Source organism: Prolixibacter sp. DSM 2831 (genome assembly GCF_056493735.1).
The window spans coordinates 3,490,959-3,516,270 of sequence record NZ_CM151379.1 but is presented as its reverse complement, the minus strand read 5'-3'; the positions used below and the strand labels follow the sequence as shown (position 1 = coordinate 3,516,270).

Here is a 25,312-nt window from a genome sequence, read left to right as displayed (position 1 = left end):
CCAATTTTCCGTTCACATACCAGATCCGGTCGTTCATCAAAAAGATTGATACGTTCATCAAAAAAATCGGGCTAGCTAAAATTTTTAATTTATATCCATTATAAGGTGGAGAACGAAACGTTCGTTGAGTAATCTTTCAATCATATTTCTTCCTACCCATACTGTACAATTAACATATATTCATTAATTTGTAGCCAGTTTTTCGGACACCAAACGCCGAACTTGTAACTTAACCTATTAAATGTAAACTATGGAAAAAGATGCGAAGAAGGGCGTCAGCCGCAGACGCTTTTTGGGGACTACCGCTGCCGGAATGGCTGGTCTGGCCGTACTTCCGGGACTTTCCTCCTGTAAACAAAAACCTGCTGCAACAGACAAAACCATCCGCATGGGCTTCATTGGTATGGGCCGTCAGTCCATGTTCCTGCTCAACGGATTTCTGCAGATTCCGGGTACGCAAGTAGTAGCCGGTTGCGATGTGTATGGAAGAAAACGCAAACGTTTTGAGCAACGCGTGACCGATTTTTATGCCGAAGCCGGTCAGAAAGCGGATGTGAAAACATACGAAAAATATGAAGACCTGCTGGCTCGCGAGGATATCGACGCGGTGGTGATTGCCGTACCCGATCATGCACATGCCATGATTGCTGTGGCTGCCTGTAAAGCCGGCAAGGATGTGTACCTCGAGAAGCCGATGACCTTCACCATCAAGGAAGGACAGGTACTGCGTCAGGCCGTTCGCGACAACGACCGCGTACTGGCCATTGGTAGCCAGCAACGTTCCGATCCCAATTTCCAGCACGCTGTGGAGCTGGTACAATCGGGCAAGCTGGGTAAAATAACGAAAATCAATGCCTACGTAGGTGCACCGCCTACTCCGTATACGCTTCCTGAGGAGCCGATTCCCGAAGATTTGAACTGGGACCGTTGGTTAGGCCCGTTGGCTGGTGATATTCATTTCAACAACGAACTGAATCCGCCTATTTCCCTTGACCCGCCGCAGGATGAGCAATTTTGGGGAGGCTGGCGCTGGTACAAGGAAACCGGCGGTGGTTTCACGACCGACTGGGGCGCTCACATGTTCGACATTGCCCAGTGGGGTTTGGGTATGGATGGTAGTGGTCCTATCGAGATTGCACCCATTGGCGACGGCACCGAGTTTATGCAGTTCAAATATGCCAACGGAACGGTAATGACTTCCGAGCCTTTCGATGAGAAGCTGACCAAGGGAGTGAAGTTCTGGGGCGAAACAGGATGGATTGAAGTAGCCCGTGGTTATTTCAACGCATCGGACGAGAAATTCATGCCAGCCGAATCGGTAGCAGATGACGGTCCGTACGAAACCAAAATCCCGCACCAGGTGAACTTCATCGAAGCAGTTCGCGAGCGGAAAGACCCGGTGGTTCCGGTAGAAATCGGGCACAGCAGTGCCACGGTTTGTAACCTCGGTAACATTGCCTGCGACCTGAAACGCACTATCAAATGGGATCCGGATACGGAAACTTTTGTGGATGATGAAGACGGTGCAGCTACCGCGAAATTGCATTACGAATATCGCTCACCCTGGACTTTGACTTAATTGCCATAAGTTAAGATTTATAGTTAAACAAAGCAGGTTCTTCAAGCAATTGGGGAGCCTGTTTTAATTAAGACGAAAGAGGAGAGTGTTTAGACGTTAGATAGGAGATATTCTGTGTCAGGTTTGTGCTGCAATTGTTCCTGTGGTTGGCAGAGTGTTCAGTTTTAAGAAAAGAAGAGAAATCCATTAACGGAGCACATGAATTGCCGGTGGTTTTAACCACCGGTTGCTGGTTGGCTGATGCGGACTGCGGTCGCGCGATGATGATGATTGAAAAGCAAAGGTTCTTTCGACCGCAATGGATTCTGTCTCTTTTCTGATGTCTAAAATCTAATGTCTGGTATCTATTGTCTGGCGTCTGGTGTCTTTGGTCTTGACTCGAATGTCTTCTTCCCACTAAACAAGATGACCGCGTTCACGGCAAACGCAGAGATGATGATCCAATTGCCAATCATCCGGTCGCCATACAAACTGTAGACTTTTCCGGCTAAGGCCAGGATACTTCCGGCTGCCATGGCCATGGTACTTTTTCTCTCGCTGGTGCGGAAGCCGAGTAATCCGGCTGCTGTTGGTACAATGAACGCACCGGAGAATACAGCCAGCGCAATCAGCAGTACCTGGATGATGGAGGTGACTTCCAGCGCCAGCAAAATGCTGAGTCCGCCCAGACCAAGAATAATCAGGCGTGTATTGAGCAGCGAATTTTTCGTGTCGAGTCCTTTGGAAATAGGGTCGCTGATGATAATGGAGGCCGTCAGCAAGGTTGTATCGGCGGATGACATTACTGCCGAAAGCAAGGCTGCCATCATCAGTCCGATTCCCCATTCCGGCATCACATGGATGATAACCGGAATCAAAGCCGAACCGGTGTGGTAATCCAGATCGGGATACTGGTAGCTGGCGAAAACACCGAGAAAGGTAATCAGAAACGCAAACGGGATGAGGATAATGGCCGAAAGCCTGACACTTTTGCGAGCCGTCTCCTCACTGTCGGCACAAAACAGCCGCGAATAAATATCCGGTCCAACCACAAAGGTCGTCGAGTAGGAGAGCAGTAACACCAGCAGGTCCAACACATCGAAATGCTGGTTGAACGGAAATCCTATCGGTGTCATCTTTACTTCGGCAACCGGAAAATGGAAGAAAATGTAAACGGCTGAAATCAATACGCCTGTGAGGATAAAGAGCGCCTGAAACTGGTCGGTCTTCAGGATGGAAACCTGTCCGCCGATGAGGGTATAGAAAACGAAAACCAGTCCTGCTCCCATCACACCGTAGCCATAGCCCAACCCAAAAAAGCTGTTCATGATTTTGGCTGCACCGATGATTTGTGCCGCCACGATGCCAATCCACGCCAGTGGAATAATAATGGAGGCGAGTGTTTTGGCTTTTGGGCCATAAAAGTCGCCCACCAACTGCGGAAGCGTATATTTCCCGAACCGGCTGACATATTTAGCCAATGGTATGAGAACGATGAATCCGGCAGCGGCTGAGAGCATCAGCCAAGAAGCTGCCCAGCCCTGCACGTAAGCCAGATTAACAGTTCCCAGAATGGCCGAACTTCCTAGAATGGTGGCCAGCATAGAACCGGTTACCTGCCATAAACTGCCCCGTTTTCCCGCAACGAAGAAATCACCCGATGATTTGATTTTCCGGGAGGAACGAATGCCCACCCAAATCATGATGACGAGATAAAGTACCAGGAAAACGTATTTAATCATGCAGCCGAGCGTTTTGATGTGGTGCAAAAATCGGACAAAATATCGTTCTGCCCAAATGGTTTGCTTTGCAGTCTATTTTTCAGGAAACAGGCTCGGTTGCGTCATCAGTTTCACCTTCTTCCCGGAAGGGAGGACGAAATACCCAGATAATTCCCCAAAGCGATGCAAAGGCAGTAATGAGATAAAACATGAAGCTGAGGGCAATGGAAAGGTCGCCGGCCAGTCCCAGTTGTTGCGAGCCATACAGGAAAACCAGTTCGCGGGCACCGGCTCCTCCAATCGTAATCGGCAATGCCGCAGCAACTGACGACAGAAAGAAGAGGAACAGGTAATCGACCAGGTTAGCCTGCTGATGGAAAGCCAGCAAAATAAACAAAGCCGAAAGCAGTTGCGATAGTTGCAACGCTAATGACCAACCCGTAAGCGGCAAATGAATGCGAAGAAACAGGGGAAAGAAAAGTCTCAGCAACAGCAGAAATCCGCCATATACCAGAAAATACCCGCCCCAGGCCCATTGTCCGTATGGAATTTGAATGGCGGAAAAGAAATAGAGCGTGATGGTGATGAGTCCGATGGCCACGAGTCCGGATACCCGATCGATGACAACAGCACCGAAGTTCTTCTTCAGGCCGTTTTGCCGGAACTTGTTCACGAGGTAAATTTTGTAGCCGTCGCCGCCAATTCCTCCCGGAAGGAACAAATTGTAAAACATGCCCATCCAGTAAAGCTTCAGGTTGAGCCACCATGAGAGGTGTGCCCCGCTTTCGCGGAAAAGGAGGTTGAGCCGGAAAGCTGCCAGCACTTTTGACAGCACAAAGAACAGCAATGCCAGCAATAGGTATCCCGGCGCCGATTGCCCGAAAATATGCAGCACTTCCCGGAAGGAAATTTTGGAAAGTACCCAGGCAATGGCTCCTGCCGAAATCACCAGTTTCAGCAGGTTGAGTCCAATTTTTTTAATTCGCTTCTTCTCCACCGGTTACCCGCCTTACTTTATAGGGTGCTTTATGTTGCGACTCGTAATAGGTGCGCATCTGGTAATCGAGCAGCAATCCGAGCGTGATGATTTGGAATCCGATGAACAGCAGAATGATTCCGAGCAACAGCAATGGGCGTCCCCAGATGTCTTCGCCCATCAGTTTCAGAATGAAAAAGTAGAAGAGGATGGCACCTCCGGCAAGGCCGGTAAGGATACCAAAAGTTCCGAAAAAGTGCATCGGTTTCTGCATGTACTTGCGGAAGAAGAGCATCAGGATAAGGTCGCTGAGTACCCGAAACGTACGCGACAAACCGTATTTCGATTCTCCGTGGATACGCGCGTGGTGCTTCACATTCACCTGTTCGATTTTGGCTCCTTCGTAGTGAGCCAACACGGAAATGAAGCGGTGCAACTCACCGTACAACGGAATGCTTTTGGCCATGTCGGCACGGAAAACTTTCAACGCGCAACCATTGTCTTTGATATCGACTTTCGTGACCCGACGAATCAGCCAGTTGGCCAGTTTCGACGGAAGTTTCCGAAGAATAAAGCCATCTTTCCGCTTTTCGCGAATACCGGCAACCAAATCGAAATCGCCTTCCTTGGCCCGCTCGACCATCATAGGGATGTCGGATGGGTCGTTTTGCAAATCGCCGTCCATCGTCACAATGAAATCGCCGGTTGCATAGTCGATACCTGCTTTGAGTGCCGGGCATTGTCCGAAGTTTTTCTTTAGCTCGACCAGCTTCAGGTGCGGATTGTTCATCGATTTGATGACCTGAACCGTGTTGTCAGTCGAGCCATCATCAACATAAACAATTTCGAACGGGTAATCGGTTAAGGCTGCAGTTATTTGTTCAACCAGTGGCCGGATATTATCTTCCTCGTTAAAAACGGTGACCACCACTGAAATTTTTTCCATGGACTCTGTTTCTGATTTGAGGCAAAATTAGGATTTTTGACGATGTGGTCTAAATTTATGGCTGAGTAAAAATGAAATGAGAGTCATTCGGTTACCTTTTTTATGTTTTATGATTTTTTATATTGCAAACGAGAAGAAAAAGTTTATTTAGAATAAATTTTAATTGTTGGAGAACTGTTTCCTGAGCTAATTGCACGATGAGTATAGATGGCTGAAATTTAGGGTAGTGTGGAGTGGTTTCATCTAAATAAATAGAGCAGTTTTTAGGTAATGAATCCGAAATTAACATTCATTAACAACCTGTAGTAATTGACACTTGAAAAAAATATATATATTTGTAAAACCCTGTAGAAAGAGAAGTGGTCGTCTGTTTCTTACAGGGGGGATTTGAGGTTAAATAATTTTTGTTGGTGGAAAATTAAGGGCGGTATCTTTACCGCCCTTTTTCTTTGCCTTTACCTTGAGTTTTTACATAAAAAAGGCCCTATAAGGGGCCTTGATTCGTTCGGGTATTCCCGGTTAATAATTCTCGCTTTCTTCTTCGAAATAAGCTTTGGGATGCAAGCAGGCAGGACAACGTTCCAGCGCTTTCTCACCTTCGTGCACATAACCGCAGTTGCGGCACTTCCAGCGAACTTTTTTCTCTTTCTTAAAGACTGAATCGTTTTCCAGATTTTCCAGTAGTTTCCGGTACCGTTTCTCGTGTTCGGCTTCTACTTCAGCAATCTTACGGAAAGCCAGGGCCACTGCCTTAAAGCCTTCTTCTTCGGCAACTTTGGCGAACTCCGGATACAAATCGGTCCATTCTTCATTTTCGCCCTCGGCAGCAGCCAGCAGATTTTCGGCTGTTGTTCCTTCTACACCAGCAGGGTAGGAGGCCGTGATTTCAACCATTCCTCCTTCCAGGAAGCGGAAGAAGCGTTTGGCATGTGCAATTTCGTTCATCGCTGTCTCTGCGAAAATGGACGCAATTTGCTCGTAACCTTCCTTTTTAGCGATTTTTGCATACATCTCATAGCGGTTCCGCGCCTGAGACTCTCCTGCAAAAGCTTTCAGCAGGTTCTGCTCAGTCTGCGAACCTTTGATACTCTTCTCCATGTGATAATTGATTTTTGGTTTATTTTGGTCTGACTAATCTTTCTCGAACATGTCCTTGGTGGCTCCGCAAAGCGGACACACCCAATCGTCCGGAAGATCTTCAAATGCTGTTCCCGGTGGAATTCCGGTAATCGGATCACCCGTTTCCGGGTCATAGTTGTAATGGCACATCTGGCAGGTCCAGGTTGCATTTTTGGCAGAGGCTTCTTCTTTTGGTTCCTCTTTCCGGGCTTCTTCGAGTTTCTCCTCTTCGATGTACGTCGGGGCATTCTTCGGTGATAATCCTTTCCTTACTTCATGGTAATAGGCATAGGTCATCGGATTGGCCTCCTCGTTAATTACATCATAGTCGAGCACTTCACCAATGAAAAGAATATGTGTGCCGATTTCATGTGTTTCAATCACTTTGCAGTCGAACCAGGCTACCGAAGAATCGGTGACGATGGGAGCCCCGCTCTGTGCAGTGATGTAATTCACCTTTTCAAACTTGTCAATCTCACGACCGCTTTTGTAACCAAAATTGCCGATGATTTCGGGAGAAGCATCTTCCCGTAATACGGAAAAAGCAAAAATGCCGCTTTCGCGAATCATTTCTGACGTCAGGTTATCGCGGTTACAACTGATGGCGAAGCGTGGTGGCTTTGCTGTTACCTGGAAAGCCGTATTGGCCACATAACCACCCAGTTTATCTCCAGCTTTTGTCGAAATAAGGTATAGCCCATAGCTTACCTTGAGAAATGCATTGATGTCCATGGATTGTCGTTTTGGGTGAATAAAGCCCTAATTTAGCGATATTGAAGGGAAATAAACAGAATTTGAGAAACGGATTTATCGTTAATTACACTTCGTTTATAGAGATATTTTAAAAGTTAGATAGATCATTTTAACAAGTAGTCGAATGTGAAAACAGGAGGCTAATATTTGTATGGTTATGTTTCTCAACACCTAAGACGCTTAATTTTTTCCTTATATTCGTGTCGGTACCGCACACGGTGCTGAAACTAAACCAAACGAACTAACCAACATGGCGGAAAACAGACGAACTTTCCTGAAGAAATCGTCAGTGGGTGCAGTAGGCATCACCATTGGCGGAATTGGCATGTCAGCCAAAAGTTACAGCCGAATTATTGGAGCGAACGAACAGATGAACGTAGCCGGAATCGGGATTAGGAGTCGCGGCGATTACCTGGCCGGTGAATTCAGTAAAGCAGCCGGTGCCGTGGTAACCCATGTTTGCGATGTCGATGCCCGGTTTGTAGATCGAACCATTGCTAATGTTAAAAAGGCAACTGGAAATACGCCCAAAGGCGAACGGGATATTCGTCGGTTGCTGGAAGATAAATCGATTGATGCGGTATTTATCGCGACACCCGACCATTGGCATGCACCCGCGTCGTGGATGGCGATGGAAGCCGGAAAACATGTATATGTCGAGAAACCCTGCTCACACAATCCCAAAGAGGGAGAGTTGCTGAAGAAATTTCAATCCCGCTACGGAAAAGTAATCCAGATGGGAAATCAGCAACGGTCAGCTCCCGAAACCATCGAAGTCATTCGGGAAATCCATAACGGCCTGATTGGTGAAGTGTATCTCGGAAAAGCTTTTTACAACAACAAGCGGGGAACCATTGGGGTAGGCAAACTTGTTCCGGTACCCGACTACCTCGATTGGGAGCTCTGGCAGGGACCGGCACCCCGGGTTGCGTATCACGATAATTATCATCCGTACAACTGGCACTGGTTCTGGAATTGGGGAACGGGTGAAACGTGTAACAATGGAACGCATGAGCTGGACGTATGCCGATGGGCGCTGCAGGTCGATTTCCCGAAGCAGATAAAAGCCACTGGTGGTCGCTATTTTGATAAAGACGACGACTGGCAGTTTTACGATACGTTGCTCAATCACTACGAATTTAAGGGCAATAAAACCATTACCTGGGAAGGTCAGAGCTGTAATGCGGCGAAATTGTATGGCCGTGACCGCGGTTCGGTGATTTTCGGGACAAAAGGCTCTGTTATCATCGACCGGGCAGGGTACGAAGTGTATGATTTGAGTGGTCAGAAGATCCGGGAACAGAAAACCGGAAAAACCTCCAGCACGTCCGATACCGTCGGCACCGGCGATGTGATGACATTGAATCACATCAACAACTTCCTCGATACCGTTCGCGGTAAACACGTCGAACAACATTCTCCTATCGACGAGGCGCACAAATCAGTTTTGTTATGCCATTTGGCGAATATCGCCTGGAAGATGAATCGCCCGCTTACTTGTGACGAAGAGAATGGTCACATTCTGAACGACAAGGAGGCGATGGCGATGTGGGGCAGAACCTACGCGAAAGGTTGGGAGCCCAGAATCTGATAAGTGAAAGCGATTATTTTTTCAGTATAGCATAGAGTGATGGTAAAGTAGCTGTCCGGGAGGAGGGCTACTTTCCTGTTCTATCCATTGTGCAAGATGAATCCCGATAGAGAAATATATGTTCGTTCTTTCCCGGCCATGGGAACCCGGTTCGATATGCTCATTCTGGGGCAATCGAATGAACGCGGTGAACTGTTATTCCAGGAAATCCATCGGGAGGTTGACCGAATCGAAAATTTGTTCAGCCGTTTCCGGGAAGACGGACCGGTGTGGAAAATCAATCAGCAACATCATGGCCAATGGATTGAAGTCGATTCAGAAGAGCTTTGGCAGGCATTTCTGACTTGTCGTGAATATCATCGAAAAACGCTGGGTGTTTTCGACATCAACATGGGCGAAGTGGCGGCGTTGTGGAAAGACGGAAAGGAAGAGCCAACAGAGAATAAAGTCGCAGAACAATTTCGTTTTTCGGGTATGAAGGAGATGGAATTTGAGGAGAATCGTCATTGCATCCGCTTTCTTTCGGGGAAACCCGGAATTGATTTCGGCGCGTATGGCAAAGGATACGCACTGGAACAGGTCCGGAAGATTTTGCATACTCATGAGGCCCGGCAAGCCGTCATCAATTTTGGTGATAGTTCCATTTTAACGCTCGGGAAACATCCTTCCGGGGAATACTGGCCCATGTCGGTCCGAAATCCTGTGAAACCGGGAGAAATCCTCCACGAATTCAGGATGAATAACCATTCGCTGACTACCTCTTCTAACCGATTATTGGCAGATGATGGCTGGAGCCGAAAGTCCAATCACATCATTCATCCGGTAACCGGAAAGCCGGACAACGAAGGCAGGTCGGTTTCGGTTCTGTGCAAATCTCCGGTAGAAGGCGAAATCCTGTCGACTGCTTTCATGCTGCTCTCACCAGAACAGTATGATGCTGTTTTGAATGAATTTGAATATGATGAAATTGTGGTAGTTACATTGGGTTCAGAGGCGTCAATTCAGAAAAAACAATTTCTTTGTAATAACCAAACTAAACCAAACCATTTGATATGAAAGACGAACGGACACGACGGCAATTTATCCGCGACGTTTCGTTACTCAGTGGCTCAGCTGTTCTTGGAGCGTCGATGCCCTGGTTAAAAGCCATGGCCGATGAATCGCAGGTTGGAAACAACGCTTCCGACCGGGTCCGTCTTGGATTTGTCGGTGTCGGAGACCGCGGGCGGGCCTTGCTGCTCAATTGCCAGCAATTGGACAATGTCGAAATTGTGGCAGTTTGCGACAATTATGAACCACATTACCAACGTGCCATTGAGCTAACCAACGGCAAAGCCAAAGCATTTTACGATTACCGGAAAATGATTGATGACGCTGATAACCTCGATGCCGTTGTCATTGCTACTCCGCTTCACGAGCATGCTCATATTACCATCGATTTTCTGGAGAGCGGTATTCATGTGTTTTGTGAGAAATCGATGGCCCGCACATTGGAAGACACAAAAGCCATGGCCTTAACGGCGAACCGGATGGGAAAGATTCTACAGATTGGCCATCAACGCATGTTCAATCCTGCTTATCTGAAGGCATACGAACGGGCTGCTTCCGGCGAGATAGGACAGATAACTCAAATCAGGGCTTACTGGCACCGCAATAACGATTGGCGGCGGCCGGTTCCGGAAGGTCATCCCGAATTGGAACGGAAAATCAACTGGCGCATGTACGACGAGTACTCGGCCGGATTGATGACTGAACTGGCTTCCCATCAGATTCAGGTGGCGAACTGGTTTTTGGGAGAAACACCAACGCGGGTGATGGGCTCTGGTTCCATTTGTTTCTGGAAGGATGGCCGTGAAGTGTATGACAATGTTGCTTGTGTTTACGATTATCCAAAAGGAGTGAAGGTGATATACGACTCAGTGATTAGTAATCGAAAATACGGGCTGGAGGAACAGATTATGGGGCACCTCGGAACAATTGAACCCGAGGTCCGTAAGATTTATTCGGAAAATCCGCCTTCCGCACCCGGTTTCCTTCAGTTGATAAATAACCTGGAAAAGGATATTTTCGAGACGATTCCCATTGGCGGCGCCAGTTGGGTGCCTGAAACGGCTGTGCAATACAAGGGAGAGTACCTGGTGGAAGATTATCAGTACGATGATACATTACTGGAAATGGAGGGATTTGTATTGGCGGTCCGGGACGGACGCCCTTATCCGGGATTGTTACGGGAAGGGTACAATGCGACAGTAGCCGTTTTGCTGGGATTGCAGGCGATGCAGGAAAATCGTATCATTGAATGGCCCGAAGAATATGTTTGGAAGAAGAACGGAGCACTTGTGTGAAAACAGAGAAGTCGAGAATCAATAAAATAAGAACCTGTGAGTGATTGGATTATTACCCGACAACGAAGAAAAAAGGAACTGATATTCTGGGGAGTCAGTTTTATCATCGCATTTCTGATGAACGTCTACAGCATTGTTAGATACAATACTTCATGGAGCGAATTGTATTCGCAGCTGCACATTGTTTTGCTCATCAGTTTTGTGTTATATGCTCTTATTGGTATCATCCGGCTGATTATTTTCGGAATCCTCAAATTAATTCGAAAAACAGCCTGACGGAAGATATCATTCTTGAATCATCAGTTTATTGAAACATCAAGAAGAGCCGGCAATATTTCTTTGGTATTGTTAATAGAAAGGAAAAGGTAAGTGGATTCCCATGATTCGGGGCACTTACCTTTTTTATTTTCAGGACGGATTAAAATCGATGGTTTTTCGTTGCCGGTTACTTTCGATGCAAGCTTCCAACACGTCGATTACTCTTTTCGATTCTTCCGGTTGTACCAGCAACTCTTTTCCATGCCGGATCGCTTCGTACAGGTTTTCGTAAAATACCTTAAAGTTGCCCGGAATGGTTCTCACCTTGCCTTTGTATTCAACACCGTTTATGTTCGTATGCAGCGTTCCCCACCATTCTTCCGGTTCTTCGTTCCAGTCCGGCTCGTTGGGTAAGCGGCCTTCCGTCAACATAGCTTCCTGCTGGTCGATTCCCCATTTCAGGAAAGAACCTTCGGTTCCGTGCAGAATTATCCGAGGTCCGGGCTCTCTAACCAGGTACGAGCTTTTCAGGATGGCATTGAATCCGTCATAATGCAAGCGGATGTCGTAATAATCGGGAACTTCACCCCCGGTTCGGCGGGCAGCCAAATGGCAGGTAACCGCTTCGGGATCTCCAAAAAGGACTAATGCCTGGTCGACCATGTGCGCTCCCAAATTAAAGAGCACGCCGGTTCGTTCATCACCGGTCTCTTTCCAGTTGCCTTCACGGACAAAATTCCGGTAACGGTCAAAATGCGATTCGAACTCCACCAGACGCCCCAGCATTCCTGCTCCAAGCAAACTTTTCACCGTTAGGAAATCGCTGTCGAGTCGTCGGTTTTGGTAAACCGTCAATATCTTGTTATTCTCCTGGGCCAATTGAATCAGTCGGGCCGCTTCTTCGCTTGTTTTGGTAAAAGGTTTTTCAACCACCACATGTTTCCCGGCTTCCAGCGCCTTCATCGTCATTTCATAGTGATAGGGATCGGGTGTGTTGACGATGACCAGTTCAATTTCCGGATCATTGATAATCTCTTCGTACGAACGGACAATCGTCGCTTCGGGATAATCCTTCTCTGAGAGACTCTTTGTTCTTTCCAGAATCTTGCTAATGCTGAAATGGGAATTTACCTTAATGGTGGGGCCGTGAAAAACCTGGCCCGACATTCCAAACGATGCCAGTGCTGTTTTGATGACTTTTTCCATAACGAATTTATATAACGGTCACTCAAATATAAGATTTCTGATTTAGAATGCTGGTTTTGAAAAAGTTTCAGTTAAACATATTGTAAAACATCTGTGTCCTTGAGCATAAAGCCTTGATAGCTGAACACTCAAGCCATAACTTTAAGCAAAGTAATCATTCATCACGAACCATCCCCGGATTTCAGATTTCTGTCTTATTCTAGGGTGTAAAAAACTTCGATTATGGCACAAAATATTCTAGGCAACTATTCAGAGGTTTTCAGGCAGCAGAAACTGGACGGACACATCTCTCCGGGGCCCGTCATCACGATTTCCCGCGAATGCGGATGTTCGGCCAAACGAATTGCTACCAAGCTGTCGAAAATACTGACGGGGTACAGTTACCTGTCTGAAACGAAAACGGACGTGGAATGGCGTTGGATTAGCAAGGAAATCCTTGAGGAGGCTTCTCATGAACTGGAAATGGATCCCAACCATGTGAAGAACGTATTTCTGAGTGAGAAGAAAGTACCGCTTGAGGAGGTAACCAGTGCATTTTCTACCGAGAAGGTGTACGATGCCGACGACCAGAAGGTCATTGAAACGGTAGGAACGGTCATTCGTTCATTTGCCGTTGCCGGTCATCAGATCATTGTTGGTCGCGGAGGTGAAATTCTGAGTCATGGAATCACCGATCGGTTAGCGATTCGGCTTGAAGCGCCGCTCGACTGGCGGGTGAACCGCATCATGCAAATCAGTAGTTTATCGCATTCCGATGCCCGCGATTATGTGATTGAAATCGATCGGCAGCGCGATTTGTTTGTTGAGCACATCGCCGGCCGCAAGGTAAATAACTCCGATTTCGACTTGATTTTCAATTACTCTACCATGTTGGACGACCACATTGTTGATGCCATTGTGAGTGTTCTGAAAAACAGGCACATTATTTAGGATAAGACAAAAGATGAATAAAACTTAGGCGCTAATACTCAGCGCCTTTTTTATGGTGAGCCTTGTGGCGGAAAAGAACATTTTTGCTAAATTGCTGCTCATTCCATTGATACTAACAAAACCGAATTAAACCTGCTTGTTTTCATGAAAAGATATTCATTCCCCTTGGGATTGGGACTTTCCCTAATTGCTCTAATCACATTCTCCTGTCAGCAAAAGCCAAAAACAGGAGAGTGGTTGGTCACGAATTCCGGTAACTTCGAAAAATATTGGACACTGAAAGATGTTCAACATAATGACTCAAATTATGTGCTGGCTGATAATAATTCCGGAATACACAGTAAGTTTTCCCTGAAGGATTTCAAAGTTGAGGCGAACGTAAAAACAACCGCCGGGGCTGAAGGAATTTTTTGCGTTCATTTTCCGCAAGATGCTAATATTCCCGAGCATTCCGGGTACCATATTTTCATAAATAACAGCGACTATGGAGTCGGTAACCACGAGAAGACCGGAAGCCTGAGTCACATCCGGAACAACTTTGTCCGCGCAGCGAATGACGACCAATGGTTCAAACTAGCTGTTGAGGTCGAAGGTCACCACATCGTCGTCAGCGTGAACGGAAAAAAAGTAACTGAGTACAATGAGCCGGCATTGCCCATGCGCAGTAAGCAGTGTTCTAATATGGTTTTTTCTGAAGGCACATTGGCGCTCTATAAAACTTCCGTTGATGGGGATATCGCTGTCAGTGAAGTTCGGGTAATGCCGCAGGAGAGAAAAGAAGAGGCAAAAGCATCGGAGCCTGAGCATGAGGATGCTGTTACGCGTCAGCTTACGTTGCTGAACCAGCAAGGATTTCCGGTCATCGATTATCATTCGCATTTGAAAGGCGGATTGACGATGGATGAGCTTCGCAGTCATGGTCGCAACCTGGGAATTAATTACGGAGTGGCCGCCAATTGCGGATTGAAATTCCCGGTAACGGATGACAAGACGTTAAACGAATACTTGGAAAGCATCAAAGATGAGCCGGTAATCAAAGCGATGCAATGTGAGGGACGTGAATGGGTAACGCTCTTCTCGCCGGAAGCCGTGGCAAAGTTCGACTATATTTTCACCGATGCGATGACGTGGACCGATGACAAAGGCCGGCGGATGCGTTTGTGGATTCCGGAAGAAACTTTTGTCGATAACGATCAACAATTTATGGAGATGCTCGTCAGTCGCATTGAGTCAATCATGAGCAAGGAGCCGGTGGATATTTATGTCAATCCGACTTTTCTGCCCGATGAATTGGCTGCCCGATACGATGAATTGTGGACACCGGAGCGGATGGATCGGGTCATCAAGGTGTTGAAAGATAATGAAGTGGCTTTGGAAATCAACGCGCGTTATCGTATTCCGAGCATGGCATTTATCAAACGGGCCAAAGACGCGGGATTGAAGTTCACTTTCGGGACAAACAATGCAGCCAACGATTTAGGGCGGTTGGAGTATTGTTTAGAAGCCGTAGATTCGTTAGATTTAGCACCCAAAGATATGTTTGTACCCCGGCCAGCCGGAAAGAAGAAGGTACAATTAAACGGATTACCTGAAAAAATTACGGGTTAACTGTATTACAGTCAACTACGAGAATTTTTTCATTAATTTATCACATGTGCAAAGATTGGTTACATTTCTGAAAAAGAGGGACTTTTGTCCCTCTTTTCTTTGTGGAGCGTAAATCTATTTTGTAAAATGGCACACTTTTCAATCTCTTCGTATTTTTGAATCCATGGAAAACCTTGAATTACTTAATCGACTTCCCGGTGAAATTCATCCATCATGGAGTCCTTTTCTAACTGACGAAATAACCGGCATTCTGAAAGAAATTGAGGAGAAAATTGCTTCCTCACATTACACGCCTTTACCGGAAAATGTATTGCGTTTTTTAACGCTTCCGCTGAATGAACTCAAGGTGATTATCCTGGGACAGGATCCGTATCCGCAGGAAGGAGTGGCAACCGGAAGGGCATTCGAAGTAGGCACGTTGAAATCATGGTCGGAGCCTTTCCGGAACGTTTCCCTGAAGAATATTCTTCGGTTACTGCATAAAACCTACAATGGTCATGTCGTCAAATTCAATGAACTGAAGGAACAACTTGGACAGGGCTTTCAGGTACTTACTCCCGGAAAACTGTTTCAGCATTGGGAAAACCAAGGCGTTTTGTTACTGAATACAGCTTTTACCTGCGAGGTTGGAAAACCGGGAAGTCACAGTGCTTACTGGAAACCATTCACCGAACGGTTACTGGAATTTCTGGCTGAGACACAGCCTTCGGTTAGTTGGTTCATTTGGGGAAATCACGCAGAGAAAGCAGTTGCCGGACTCGACTTGAAACACGCTTATCACACCCAGCATCCCATGATGTGTTATGACAAACCCGGACGGGACAGTGACTTCTTATTCGGTAAAGTCAATCCTTTTGCTGCGTTGAAAAATGACATTGACTGGACTGGATACGTCAACTCACCGAAAAAGCCTGAGCAGCCTAAATTGTTTTCAGAATAAATACACGATATGCCAAACAACATCCCGATAAGGTCAATCGGGGTAGAATGAGATATCTGCTTGAACTCTTGTAATATGTAAAATGTTACAATTGATATTCGGCTGCCGATGTGCAGGAAGCTGCCTGAAAATCCTGTCATGGCGGTTAATAATTCGTAACTTGCATGGAGAAGAATTATCCATAAAAATCATATAAATATGTTCAAAAAGGACGTTTACATAGAGCGGAGAAATCGCCTTCGCGAAAAAATGAGCGGGGGATTGGTTTTGCTTCCCGGAAACGTGGACGCACCCATGAATTTTCCGGACAATACTTATCATTTCCGACAGGACAGTACTTTCCTTTATTTCTTTGGCATCAATAAACCCGGCATTTTCGGGGTCATCGATGTAGATGAAGGAACCGATATGCTCTTTGGCAACGATGTTGACATCGACGATATCATCTGGATGGGCCCGCAGCCAACACTTAGGGAACAAGCGGCCGAAGTGGGTGTTAAATGCACCGATTCGTTCAATGAAGTGTATGCGTATGTGAACAAGGCGTTGTGGCAGGGCCGCAGGGTGCACTTTGTGCCTCCGTACCGGGCGAATAACCGGTTGTTGCTGAAAGAATTGTTAGGTATTCATACCGCCAAACTGCCGGATTATGTATCGCTCGAGCTGATTAAGCACGTTGTCGATATGCGTTCGGTAAAAGATCAGTATGAAATTGCTGAAATTGAAAAAGCTTGTGCTACCGGTTACGAAATGCACGTGACGGCAATGAAGATGGCAAAAGAAGGAGAGAGTGAACAGAAGATTGCCGGTATCATCGAAGGTATTGCCCTGGGAGGTGGAGGCGGAGTTTCGTTTCCCGTTATTTTATCTCAGCACGGGGAAACACTGCACAACCACGACCATTCGCTTAAGTTGAAAAAAGGCATGCTGATGCTCACCGATGCTGGAGCTGAAACCGGAATGGGATATGCGTCTGACTTTACCCGTACGGTCCCGGTAGGTGGAAAATTCACGCAAAAGCAGAAGGATATTTACGAAATCGTTTTGGCAGCCAACAACGAGTCAACTGCTATGGTAAAACCGGGTGTTCGATACCTCGATGTGCACTTGAATGCAGCTCGTGTGATTACCTCCGGCTTGAAAGATTTGGGCCTGATAAAAGGCGATGTGGACGAAGCCGTTCGTCATGGAGCGCACGCCCTGTTTATGCCGCACGGTCTGGGTCACATGATGGGACTCGATGTTCATGATATGGAAGATTACGGTCAGGTTTATGTTGGTTACGACGATGAAACTCGCCCAATGGAACGTTTAGGAGCGGCCGGTTTACGTTTGGGCCGTCGCTTGCAGGAAGGCTTTGTGTTAACCAATGAACCGGGTATCTATTTCATCCCTGCTTTGATTGAAAAGTGGAAGAAAGATTACATCAATACGCAGTACATCAACTTCGATAAAGTGATGGAGTATGCTGATTTTGGTGGCATTCGCCTGGAAGACGACCTGCTGGTAACAGCTGAAGGCGCCCGGATTCTGGGGAAACGTCTTCCCATTACACCCGATGAGGTGGAAGAAACAATGCGTGGTTGAAATAATTAACACAGAAATCATCGTAAGAAAGCCGGTTTTGTTGAGCCGGCTTTTTTCGTGTCCGGAAGCGAGTTGTTGTCAGTCAACAATTTAATGAGAATGGTGTTTGTATTGTCAATGCATAAATTTCATATTGCGAAAAATATTAAATGTAGTCTGTAATGATAAAGGTCCTGTTTATACCTATTACCATTGATTACGTTTATGAACAAGACGGAAAACATACAATTCAAGTGTTAACTTTAACAATATCAAAAAGATGAAAAACAAACTGGTTGTGCTTTCATGCGCACTTTGTGCCGGCTTGCTTTTTTCTATGACTTCATGCAACGAAAAAAGTAAGACGGAGACAGCTGAACCGGCAATTAATCTGGCTGATCTTGACACGACAGTCAGTCCGACTCAGAATTTTAATGAGTATGCCAACGGTGGTTGGAAAAAATCGCATCCGATTCCTGCCGAAAAGAGCCGCTACGGTTCGTTCGATCAGTTGGGAGACAAAACTGAAGAGCAGGTAAAAACAGTAGTACAAGAGGCTGCGAACAAAACCAACGAGCCCGGAACCGTTGCTTACAAGATCGGTACCATGTACAATCTGGGTATGGATACAGCAAAAATCGAAGAGCAGGGGTTGAAACCACTGAAACCTTATTTCGATGACATTGCTGCCATCAAAACTCCAGCAGATGTTCAGAAAACACTGGCAACATTCGAAACTTACGGTTTTACAACCCCGTTTGGTTTCTATGCTGCACCCGACGCTAAAAACAGCGATTTGGTGATTTCTCAAATCTATCAGTCAGGTCTGGGATTGCCCGATCGTTCATACTATACCGATGACAACGACCATGCGAAAAAGCTTCGTGGAGAATACGTTGATCATGTGGCTAAGATGTTTGCCCTGATGGGAGACGATGAGGCAACTGCGAAGGAAAATGCAGCAACTGTGATGCGCATGGAAACTCGTATGGCTAAAGCTGCCATGACTCGTTTAGAGCAGCGTGATCCGGACAAAACCTACAACAAAACCAATCTGAAAGGTTTGGTTGAGATGGCTCCGGATATTGACTGGGCTTCTTATTTCCAACGTATCGGCGTAAAACCGGAAGACATCAACGTGGAGCAGCCTGCTTTCATGAAAGAGGTTGACGCTATGATCAAAGACGTTCCGGTTAACGATTGGAAGACTTATTTCCGTTGGTCGTTGATTGATGGAACTGCTCCTTATCTTACCGACGCTTTCGTAAAACAGAATTTCGATTTCTTCGGAAAGACCATGAGTGGAGTAGAAGTTATGCGTCCACGCTGGAAGCGCGTTCAGCGTTCGGTTAGTGGTGCGATGAGCATGGCTATCGGTCAGCTGTACGTGAAGAAATATTTCCCTCCGGAAGCAAAACAACGGATGGAGAACCTGGTGGAAAATCTGCGCAAATCGTTGGCTAACCGCATCAAAAACCTGACGTGGATGGGCGACGAAACGAAAAAGAAAGCAGAAGAGAAACTGGCAGCTATTGGCGTAAAAGTTGGTTATCCTGACAAATGGCGTGATTATTCAGGTTTGCAAATCAAAGACGACTCGTATGTACAGAACGTTCTGCGGGCACGCAAATTTGGTTTCGAATATAACCGTGATAAAGTAAACAAGCCGGTTGACAAATCAGAATGGCACATGCCGCCGCAGATGGTGAATGCTTACTACAGTCCAAGCATGAACGAGATTGTATTCCCGGCAGCAATTCTGCAGCCTCCGTTCTTCTTCATGCACGGTGACGATGCGGTAAACTACGGTGCAATTGGTGTGGTGATTGGCCACGAAATGACTCACGGTTTTGATGATCAGGGACGTAAATTCGACAAGAATGGTAACCTGAACGACTGGTGGACTGACGCAGATGCCAAGCGTTTCAATAAGCGGGCAGATGTATTGGTTCATCAATTCGACCAATTCCTGGTTGTGGACACCGATACCGTTCACGCCAATGGTCGTCTGTGTTTGGGTGAGAACATCGCCGATTTGGGTGGTTTGAATATTGCTCACGACGCTTTCAAAATGGGAAGTAAAGAAACCGGCAAGATCGATGGTTTCACTCCAGACCAGCGTTTTTATCTGGCCTATGCACACGTTTGGGCACAGAATATTCGCGACAAAGAAGCACTTCGTCGTACCAAAGAAGATGTACACTCTCTTGGTCGCTACCGGGTAATTGGCCCGTTGCGGAATTTACCGGCTTTCTATGCAGCCTTCAATGTAAAACCAGGTGACTATATGTATTTGCCTGAAGATAAAAGAGCTGTTATCTGGTAAGCAAAAAATATAGCAAATAACGAAAATCCTACTTCTTGATTGAGGTAGGATTTTTTTGTTGTAAACAGGTTGCATGTGTCAGCAGAATAATTTCCGCTTTGCGGATATAGTCAAAGCAAAAACCTCTAAATAATTTATAATGATTAAAAACAAATAGCGAATATGACAGAATTGAAATTTTATTTGTTAATTGAATTATAAATTGTAAATATTTAACTTATTGGTTTTCAAGTATGCTTGAAAGTTTAAAACACCAGGTTTACAAAGCGAGTCTGCGATTGGTTGAGCAGGGACTGGTTATTTTTACCTGGGGAAATGTTAGCGCCATTGACAGGGAAAGCGGGCTCATAGTGATTAAGCCCTCCGGGATTTCTTATGACGAGATGATTCCTGCGGATATGGTTGTGGTAGATATTGACGGAAAGGTCATTGAAGGTGAATTGAAACCCTCTTCGGATACGGAAACGCATTTGACGTTATACCGGAGTTTCCCCGAAATTGGAGCGATTGTTCACTCACATTCCGAATATGCTACAGCCTGGGCCCAGGCAGGCTTGGGTATTCCTCCTTTGGGCATTACACATGCCAACTATTTCAACGGGGAAATTCCCTGCACGCCGCCGGTAGAGCAAAGGCCTGAAGACGCCAACCCGGAGCTGGCAACCGGTAGTGTGATTGTGGAAACATTTGAGAAGATGAATTTGGATCCTTCTCGTATCCCGGGTGTTTTAGTATATGGTCATGGTCCTTTCTGTTGGGGAACTGATGTCATCAGGGCTTTCGATCACACGGTGGTTTTGGAAACGGTAGCAAGAATGGCTCACCATACCTTGGCGCTGAAGAATGTTTCTCCGGTAGAGAAGCAATTTCTCGACCGCCACTTTTTTGATTAGGAACCACGATAGTTTAATTTTCAATCATAAAAAAAGAGACAACCGAAATTCGGTTGTCTCTTTTTTTATGATGTTATTGTTTCTTATTCCTGGTAAGCGTTGATACCGTTGGTTTCCATACCTCGGTCAACTTTCTTCACTAATCCCTGAAGCACTTTCCCAGGGCCGATTTCTGTGAATGACGACGCTCCATCAGCAATCATGGTTTTCACCGTTTGTGTCCAGCGGACCGGAGCGGTTAGCTGAGCAACCAGGTTCTTGCGTATTTCGTCCGGATCAGTAACAGCAGAGGCAGTTACATTCTGGTAAACAGGACAATTTGGTTGATTGAAGGTCGTGGCTTCAATTGCTTCAGCCAGTTCGGTGCGGGCCGGCTCCATCAGCGGAGAGTGGAACGCGCCGCCAACCATCAGTTTGAGAGCACGCTTGGCACCCAATTCGGTTAACTTGGCACAAGCCTTATCGATGCCTTCGTTCGAGCCGGAAATAACCAGCTGACCCGGGCAGTTGTAATTGGCCGGAACAACGACATCATCGATTTCAGCACAAACTTTTTCCACCACGTCGTCTTCCAAACCCACGATAGCCGCCATGGTCGATGGCTCCACTTCGCAGGCTTTCTGCATGGCCATGGCGCGTTTTGAAACGAGCACCAGTCCATCTTCGAAAGACAACGTTCCGTTCGCAACCAATGCCGAAAATTCACCCAATGAGTGACCGGCAACCATATCGGGTTTGAAATCGTCGCCCAATGTTTTGGCCAGCAATACCGAATGCAGGAAGATGGCCGGTTGAGTAACTTTGGTTTGTTTGAGATCTTCGTCAGTACCTTCAAACATCAGGTCGGTAATGCGGAAACCGAGAATATCATTGGCCTTTTCGAAAAGTTCGCGGGCCAAATCCGAATTGTCGTACAGGTCTTTTCCCATTCCAACAAACTGGGCTCCCTGTCCGGGAAAAACGAATGCTTTCATGTGTTTCATTTTTGTTTTTCAATTGCCACATGAAACTCACCCCGAAGCTTCGAGACTTGTTTCATCTGCTCAATCTTGGTTCTTCAATTTTCTGACAGAACACAACCCTTTTAAATATGCCTTTTTGGCATCAATTGGCAGGGTGGTTACAATACAGTTTGGTAAAAATTAAATGCGTGGCAAAGATAAACATTGTGTCTCCGAAAGAGAAAAACCAGACGAAAGTTCATCTGGTTTCTGGTCATGAAGCGTTAAAAAAGCTCCAATTTATGAAAGATCAGAACTAATAAGTCGAATAAACTCCTCGCGGGTGGCTACCTTTTCGAATGCTCCGGTAAAGTCGGAGGTAGTCGTTACAGAATTCTGTTTTTCAATGCCGCGCATCACCATGCACATGTGTGTAGCTTCGATAACAACAGCAACTCCCAGCGGATTCAATGTGTTCTGAATACATTCCTTAATCTGAAGGGTCAGACGCTCCTGAACCTGCAACCGGCGTGAAAATGCTTCCACCACACGGGCGATTTTGCTCAGTCCGGTAATGTATCCATTGGGAATATATGCAACGTGTGCTTTCCCGAAAAACGGGAGCATGTGATGTTCACAGAGTGAATACAGTTCAATATCCTTTACAATTACCATCTGGCGATAATCTTCTTTGAACTTGGCCGAACTCAGAATTTCTTCCGGATTCATGTTGTAACCCTGGGTCAGAAATTGCATCGCTTTGGCCACTCGCACGGGGGTTTTCTCCAAACCTTCACGACTTGGATCTTCGCCCAGCAAGCCCAAAATATCCTGGTAGTTTGTAGCCAGTTTTTCTACATTCTCGGTATTGTAGTGTTCTACTTTACTGTATCCTCCGTTGTCTAATTTATTAAGCGAAAACTTCATATGGTGTTCCTTTCGGTATTTCTGTAACTGATTTCTGACTCTGTTTATTTATTGTGTGGCGGAGATATATAACCGTTCACTTCTTCGATTGTTTGTAAACTTTCCATCTTTGCACAATTTATGTTTATTAGATTCCGTACAAAAGAAAGAAAAACAGGCTTCAAAAACAGTGATCCATCTCCTGATTTACAGCATCTTTAATTAAACTGAGTACAAATTAAAGACAAATTTTAACCTTTTCGGCAAAAGTGAGTAAGAATGTGTAAAAGGTAATTTCCAAAATGGATGGGATCATTACCTTTGTCGATTGATTAATTTGGCATAATCCAACGAAATAATCGGATGAAGATTCTTTTTGTAGCAGCGACTTGTTTTGAACTAAAGCTTTTCCTGGAAAATCTGGAGGAAATAGAAGGTAAAAATTCCCCTGTGTCGCATTACCGCTGGCATGATTTGGAGATAGACCTAATCGTAACCGGCGTTGGGCTTTCCTTCACAACTTATCATTTAACCCGTCTCCTTCAGAAAGAAAAATACGATTTAGTGATTAATGCCGGCATTGCCGGAAGTTTTTACGATGAGCTCTCCATTGGGACGGTTGTTAATATAACCTCTGAGCAGTTTGGCGATTTGGGTATCGAAGAACCGGGCGGCTTCAAAACGTTGTTCCAGGCTGGTTTCCTGAAGGAAGATCAATTCCCGTTTCAGGGAGGAAAGCTGTTAAACCCACATTTCAACGAAAGTATCGAACTGCCGAATGTCAATGGTTTGAGTGTGAATGTGAGTCATGGTTGCGACAAGACCATCGACCAGCTTAAGATAAATTTTGATGCTGACGTGGAATCGATGGAAGGCGCTGCTGTTTTTTATGTCTGCCTGATGGAAGATGTTCCGTTCCTCGAGATACGAGCCATTTCCAATTTTGTCGAGTCGCGCGATACCACCAAATGGGACATTCCAACGGCTTTGGAGAATCTGACGGACGAATTGTTGAAAATTCTTCGCAACTTTGCTACCGTACCACAGATTTCATAAATCATGAACTTAACACTTGGATTTTCGACGTGTCCGAACGACACGTTTATTTTTGATGCGATGGTCCATAACCGGGTTGATACCGAAGGGTTAACTTTTGAGACGGTTATGGCGGATGTTGAGGAGTTGAACCGACTGGCATTTGCCGGCGAAATTGATATCACCAAGTTAAGTTACGCGGCATATGCGCAGTTGACTTCCCAATATGTTTTGCTGGATGCCGGAAGCGCGCTGGGGCGGAATAACGGCCCGTTGCTGATTAGCAAAACCAAGATTTATCCCGACGAGGTGCCCAATTTGCGAATCGCTATTCCCGGCGAACATACTACGGCTAATTTGCTGCTCAGTGTAGCATATCCTAACGTGAAAGAGAAGAAGGAATACCTCTTTTCGGATATCGAAGATGTAGTCCTTTCGGGAGAAATGGATGCCGGCTTGATTATTCATGAAAACCGCTTTACATACCAGAAGAGAGGCTTGAAGAAGATTCTCGATTTGGGTGAATATTGGGAAGAAACTACCGGCTCACCCATTCCGCTGGGTGGAATTGTCGTGAACCGAAATCTTCCGCGTGAAGTGCAGGAAAAAGTCAACCGGGTGATGAAACGGAGCGTGGAATATGCTTACGAACAGCCCGATGCTTCCTATCCGTTTGTAAAATTGTATGCGCAGGAAATGGAGGAATCGGTGATGCGTAGCCATATCGATTTATATGTGAATGAGTTTACTCGGAATCTGGGCGAAGAAGGTAAGCAAGCTGTTCGAACGCTTTATGGCAAAGCTGAAGAGTTGGGCATCATTCCTAAAATGGAACGCTCGATATTTCTCGATTAATCGGATTAAAAATAAAAAACCGGAACCCAAAGGCTCCGGTTTTTTATGGTGAGTTTCGTTTTTAATGATCGCGTGTGAACACCGGTTTATTGGGCTTCGATAAATCGGGATTGAAATAATATCCATCCATATCGAAGGCCTGTAAATCTTCGGCTTTGGTAATGTTATGCTGAAGAATAAAACGGGTCATCATACCCCGGGCTTTTTTCGCCCAAAAGGAAATCATTTTATACTGACCGTTTTTCCAGTCTTTAAATTCAGGCGTAACGATATCAGCTTTCAATTTTTTGGTATCGATCGATTTGAAATACTCTTTTGATGCCAGATTGACCAATACATTGGAACCACTTTCGTCCAAATCCTTCCGGATGGTTTTGGTAATGGTATCTTTCCAGTAGTCATAGAGGTTTTCGAAATCGTCGAATGAATATTTGGTTCCCATTTCCAGGCGGTAGGGGCGCATCATGTCGAGTGGGCGCAAAACGCCGTACAGGCCCGACAAAATCCGGAGATGCGTCTGCGCCTTCTCAAAATCTTTCTCGTTTAATGTATCGGCATCCAAACCTGTATAAACATCGCCACGGAAGGCGAGAATAGCCTGACGAGCTTCCGGGAATTCAAATTTGGCTTGCCAGAGTTGGAAGCGCTCATAGTTCAGTTGTCCCAACTTGGGACTGATGTGCATGAGTTCCGAAACCTGGTCGGAACTGAGCTTGCGCAGATGCTGCACGAGTTCTTCCGATTTACGCGGAAAGCGCGGCTGGGTGTTTTTCTTTGTTGCCAGCGGCGCCTCAAAATCAAGGGTTTTTGCGGGGGATATAACAATCAACATAAATGAC

General features: G+C 46.0%; 22 protein-coding genes. 13 read left to right on the top strand and 9 right to left on the bottom strand.

Annotated elements, in window-relative coordinates:
* Positions 1–250: 250 nt before the first annotated feature.
* Positions 251–1,579, top strand: a complete 1,329-nt coding sequence (locus AC060N_RS14350; protein ID WP_479524421.1) for a Gfo/Idh/MocA family protein — start codon at positions 251–253, stop codon at positions 1,577–1,579.
* A gap of 344 nt (positions 1,580–1,923) precedes the next feature.
* On the opposite strand, the gene AC060N_RS14345 is transcribed toward AC060N_RS14350, so the two are convergent.
* The 5 genes from AC060N_RS14345 to AC060N_RS14325 all read right to left on the bottom strand — a co-directional run bounded on the left by AC060N_RS14345 (position 1,924) and on the right by AC060N_RS14325 (position 7,052).
* A complete protein-coding gene (locus tag AC060N_RS14345) occupies positions 1,924–3,300 on the bottom strand; it encodes a sodium:solute symporter family protein (protein WP_479524420.1) in 1,377 nt (458 codons plus the stop codon).
* A 79-nt stretch (positions 3,301–3,379) separates the two neighbouring features.
* Positions 3,380–4,276, bottom strand: a complete 897-nt coding sequence (locus AC060N_RS14340) for a lysylphosphatidylglycerol synthase transmembrane domain-containing protein (protein WP_479524419.1) — start codon at positions 4,274–4,276, stop codon at positions 3,380–3,382.
* Complete coding sequence (locus tag AC060N_RS14335) at positions 4,257–5,201, bottom strand: glycosyltransferase family 2 protein (RefSeq protein WP_479524418.1); 945 nt, start codon at positions 5,199–5,201, stop codon at positions 4,257–4,259. Before AC060N_RS14335 ends, AC060N_RS14340 begins: the two co-directional genes overlap by 20 nt.
* A 519-nt stretch (positions 5,202–5,720) precedes the next feature.
* Positions 5,721–6,299, bottom strand: a complete 579-nt coding sequence (rbr, locus tag AC060N_RS14330; RefSeq protein WP_479524417.1) for a rubrerythrin — start codon at positions 6,297–6,299, stop codon at positions 5,721–5,723.
* 33 nt (positions 6,300–6,332) lie between these two features.
* Complete coding sequence (locus tag AC060N_RS14325; RefSeq protein ID WP_479524416.1) at positions 6,333–7,052, bottom strand: flavin reductase; 720 nt, start codon at positions 7,050–7,052, stop codon at positions 6,333–6,335.
* Positions 7,053–7,323: 271 nt separating this feature from the next.
* Here AC060N_RS14325 and AC060N_RS14320 point away from each other — a divergent pair, with 271 nt between their 5' ends.
* The 4 genes from AC060N_RS14320 (at position 7,324) to AC060N_RS14305 (ending at position 11,285) form a co-directional block, all read left to right on the top strand.
* Complete coding sequence (locus AC060N_RS14320; protein ID WP_479524415.1) at positions 7,324–8,664, top strand: Gfo/Idh/MocA family protein; 1,341 nt, start codon at positions 7,324–7,326, stop codon at positions 8,662–8,664.
* A 96-nt stretch (positions 8,665–8,760) separates the two neighbouring features.
* A complete protein-coding gene (locus tag AC060N_RS14315) occupies positions 8,761–9,720 on the top strand; it encodes an FAD:protein FMN transferase (protein WP_479524414.1) in 960 nt (319 codons plus the stop codon).
* Positions 9,717–11,009, top strand: coding sequence for a Gfo/Idh/MocA family protein (locus tag AC060N_RS14310; protein ID WP_479524413.1), 1,293 nt, complete (start codon positions 9,717–9,719; stop codon positions 11,007–11,009). The genes AC060N_RS14315 and AC060N_RS14310 overlap by 4 nt, the downstream gene beginning before the upstream one ends.
* A gap of 36 nt (positions 11,010–11,045) precedes the next feature.
* Positions 11,046–11,285, top strand: coding sequence for a hypothetical protein (locus AC060N_RS14305; RefSeq protein WP_479524412.1), 240 nt, complete (start codon positions 11,046–11,048; stop codon positions 11,283–11,285).
* A 132-nt stretch (positions 11,286–11,417) separates the two neighbouring features.
* Here the strand turns inward: AC060N_RS14305 and AC060N_RS14300 are convergent, their stop codons facing one another.
* Complete coding sequence (locus AC060N_RS14300) at positions 11,418–12,473, bottom strand: Gfo/Idh/MocA family oxidoreductase (protein ID WP_479524411.1); 1,056 nt, start codon at positions 12,471–12,473, stop codon at positions 11,418–11,420.
* 222 nt (positions 12,474–12,695) lie between these two features.
* On the opposite strand from AC060N_RS14300, the gene AC060N_RS14295 reads away from it, so the two are divergent.
* The 6 genes from AC060N_RS14295 to araD all read left to right on the top strand — a co-directional run bounded on the left by AC060N_RS14295 (position 12,696) and on the right by araD (position 20,736).
* The gene (locus AC060N_RS14295) at positions 12,696–13,403 is read left to right on the top strand and encodes a cytidylate kinase-like family protein (protein WP_479524410.1); all 708 of its coding nucleotides are present in this window, start codon (positions 12,696–12,698) and stop codon (positions 13,401–13,403) included.
* Between the two features lie 144 nt (positions 13,404–13,547).
* Complete coding sequence (locus tag AC060N_RS14290) at positions 13,548–15,011, top strand: 3-keto-alpha-glucoside-1,2-lyase-like domain-containing protein (RefSeq protein WP_479524409.1); 1,464 nt, start codon at positions 13,548–13,550, stop codon at positions 15,009–15,011.
* 163 nt (positions 15,012–15,174) lie between these two features.
* Positions 15,175–15,951, top strand: a complete 777-nt coding sequence (locus AC060N_RS14285) for a uracil-DNA glycosylase (RefSeq protein WP_479524408.1) — start codon at positions 15,175–15,177, stop codon at positions 15,949–15,951.
* A 198-nt stretch (positions 15,952–16,149) separates the two neighbouring features.
* Complete coding sequence (locus AC060N_RS14280; RefSeq protein WP_479524407.1) at positions 16,150–17,538, top strand: aminopeptidase P family protein; 1,389 nt, start codon at positions 16,150–16,152, stop codon at positions 17,536–17,538.
* Positions 17,539–17,797: 259 nt separating this feature from the next.
* Positions 17,798–19,843 (top strand): M13 family metallopeptidase, encoded by a 2,046-nt coding sequence (locus tag AC060N_RS14275; RefSeq protein ID WP_479524406.1) that lies wholly within the window; start codon positions 17,798–17,800, stop codon positions 19,841–19,843.
* Positions 19,844–20,076: 233 nt separating this feature from the next.
* A complete protein-coding gene (gene araD, locus AC060N_RS14270) occupies positions 20,077–20,736 on the top strand; it encodes an L-ribulose-5-phosphate 4-epimerase AraD (RefSeq protein WP_479524405.1) in 660 nt (219 codons plus the stop codon).
* An 83-nt stretch (positions 20,737–20,819) separates the two neighbouring features.
* Here araD and fabD read toward each other — a convergent pair whose 3' ends face one another.
* Together fabD and folE are read right to left on the bottom strand one after the other, a co-directional pair.
* Entirely contained in the window at positions 20,820–21,710 is an 891-nt protein-coding gene (gene fabD / locus AC060N_RS14265) for an ACP S-malonyltransferase (RefSeq protein ID WP_479524404.1), read from the bottom strand.
* Positions 21,711–21,977: 267 nt separating this feature from the next.
* On the bottom strand, positions 21,978–22,604 hold the full coding sequence (gene folE / locus AC060N_RS14260; RefSeq protein ID WP_106541639.1) for a GTP cyclohydrolase I FolE: 627 nt from the start codon (positions 22,602–22,604) through the stop codon (positions 21,978–21,980).
* A gap of 342 nt (positions 22,605–22,946) precedes the next feature.
* Here folE and mqnB point away from each other — a divergent pair, with 342 nt between their 5' ends.
* Both mqnB and AC060N_RS14250 read left to right on the top strand, forming a co-directional pair.
* On the top strand, positions 22,947–23,639 hold the full coding sequence (gene mqnB, locus AC060N_RS14255) for a futalosine hydrolase (RefSeq protein ID WP_463233674.1): 693 nt from the start codon (positions 22,947–22,949) through the stop codon (positions 23,637–23,639).
* 3 nt (positions 23,640–23,642) lie between these two features.
* Positions 23,643–24,473, top strand: a complete 831-nt coding sequence (locus AC060N_RS14250) for a 1,4-dihydroxy-6-naphthoate synthase (RefSeq protein WP_479524403.1) — start codon at positions 23,643–23,645, stop codon at positions 24,471–24,473.
* A 61-nt stretch (positions 24,474–24,534) separates the two neighbouring features.
* Here AC060N_RS14250 and yaaA read toward each other — a convergent pair whose 3' ends face one another.
* Positions 24,535–25,305: a peroxide stress protein YaaA gene (yaaA, locus tag AC060N_RS14245; protein WP_463233671.1), complete on the bottom strand. Its 771-nt coding sequence runs from the start codon at positions 25,303–25,305 to the stop codon at positions 24,535–24,537.
* Positions 25,306–25,312: the final 7 nt, after the last annotated feature.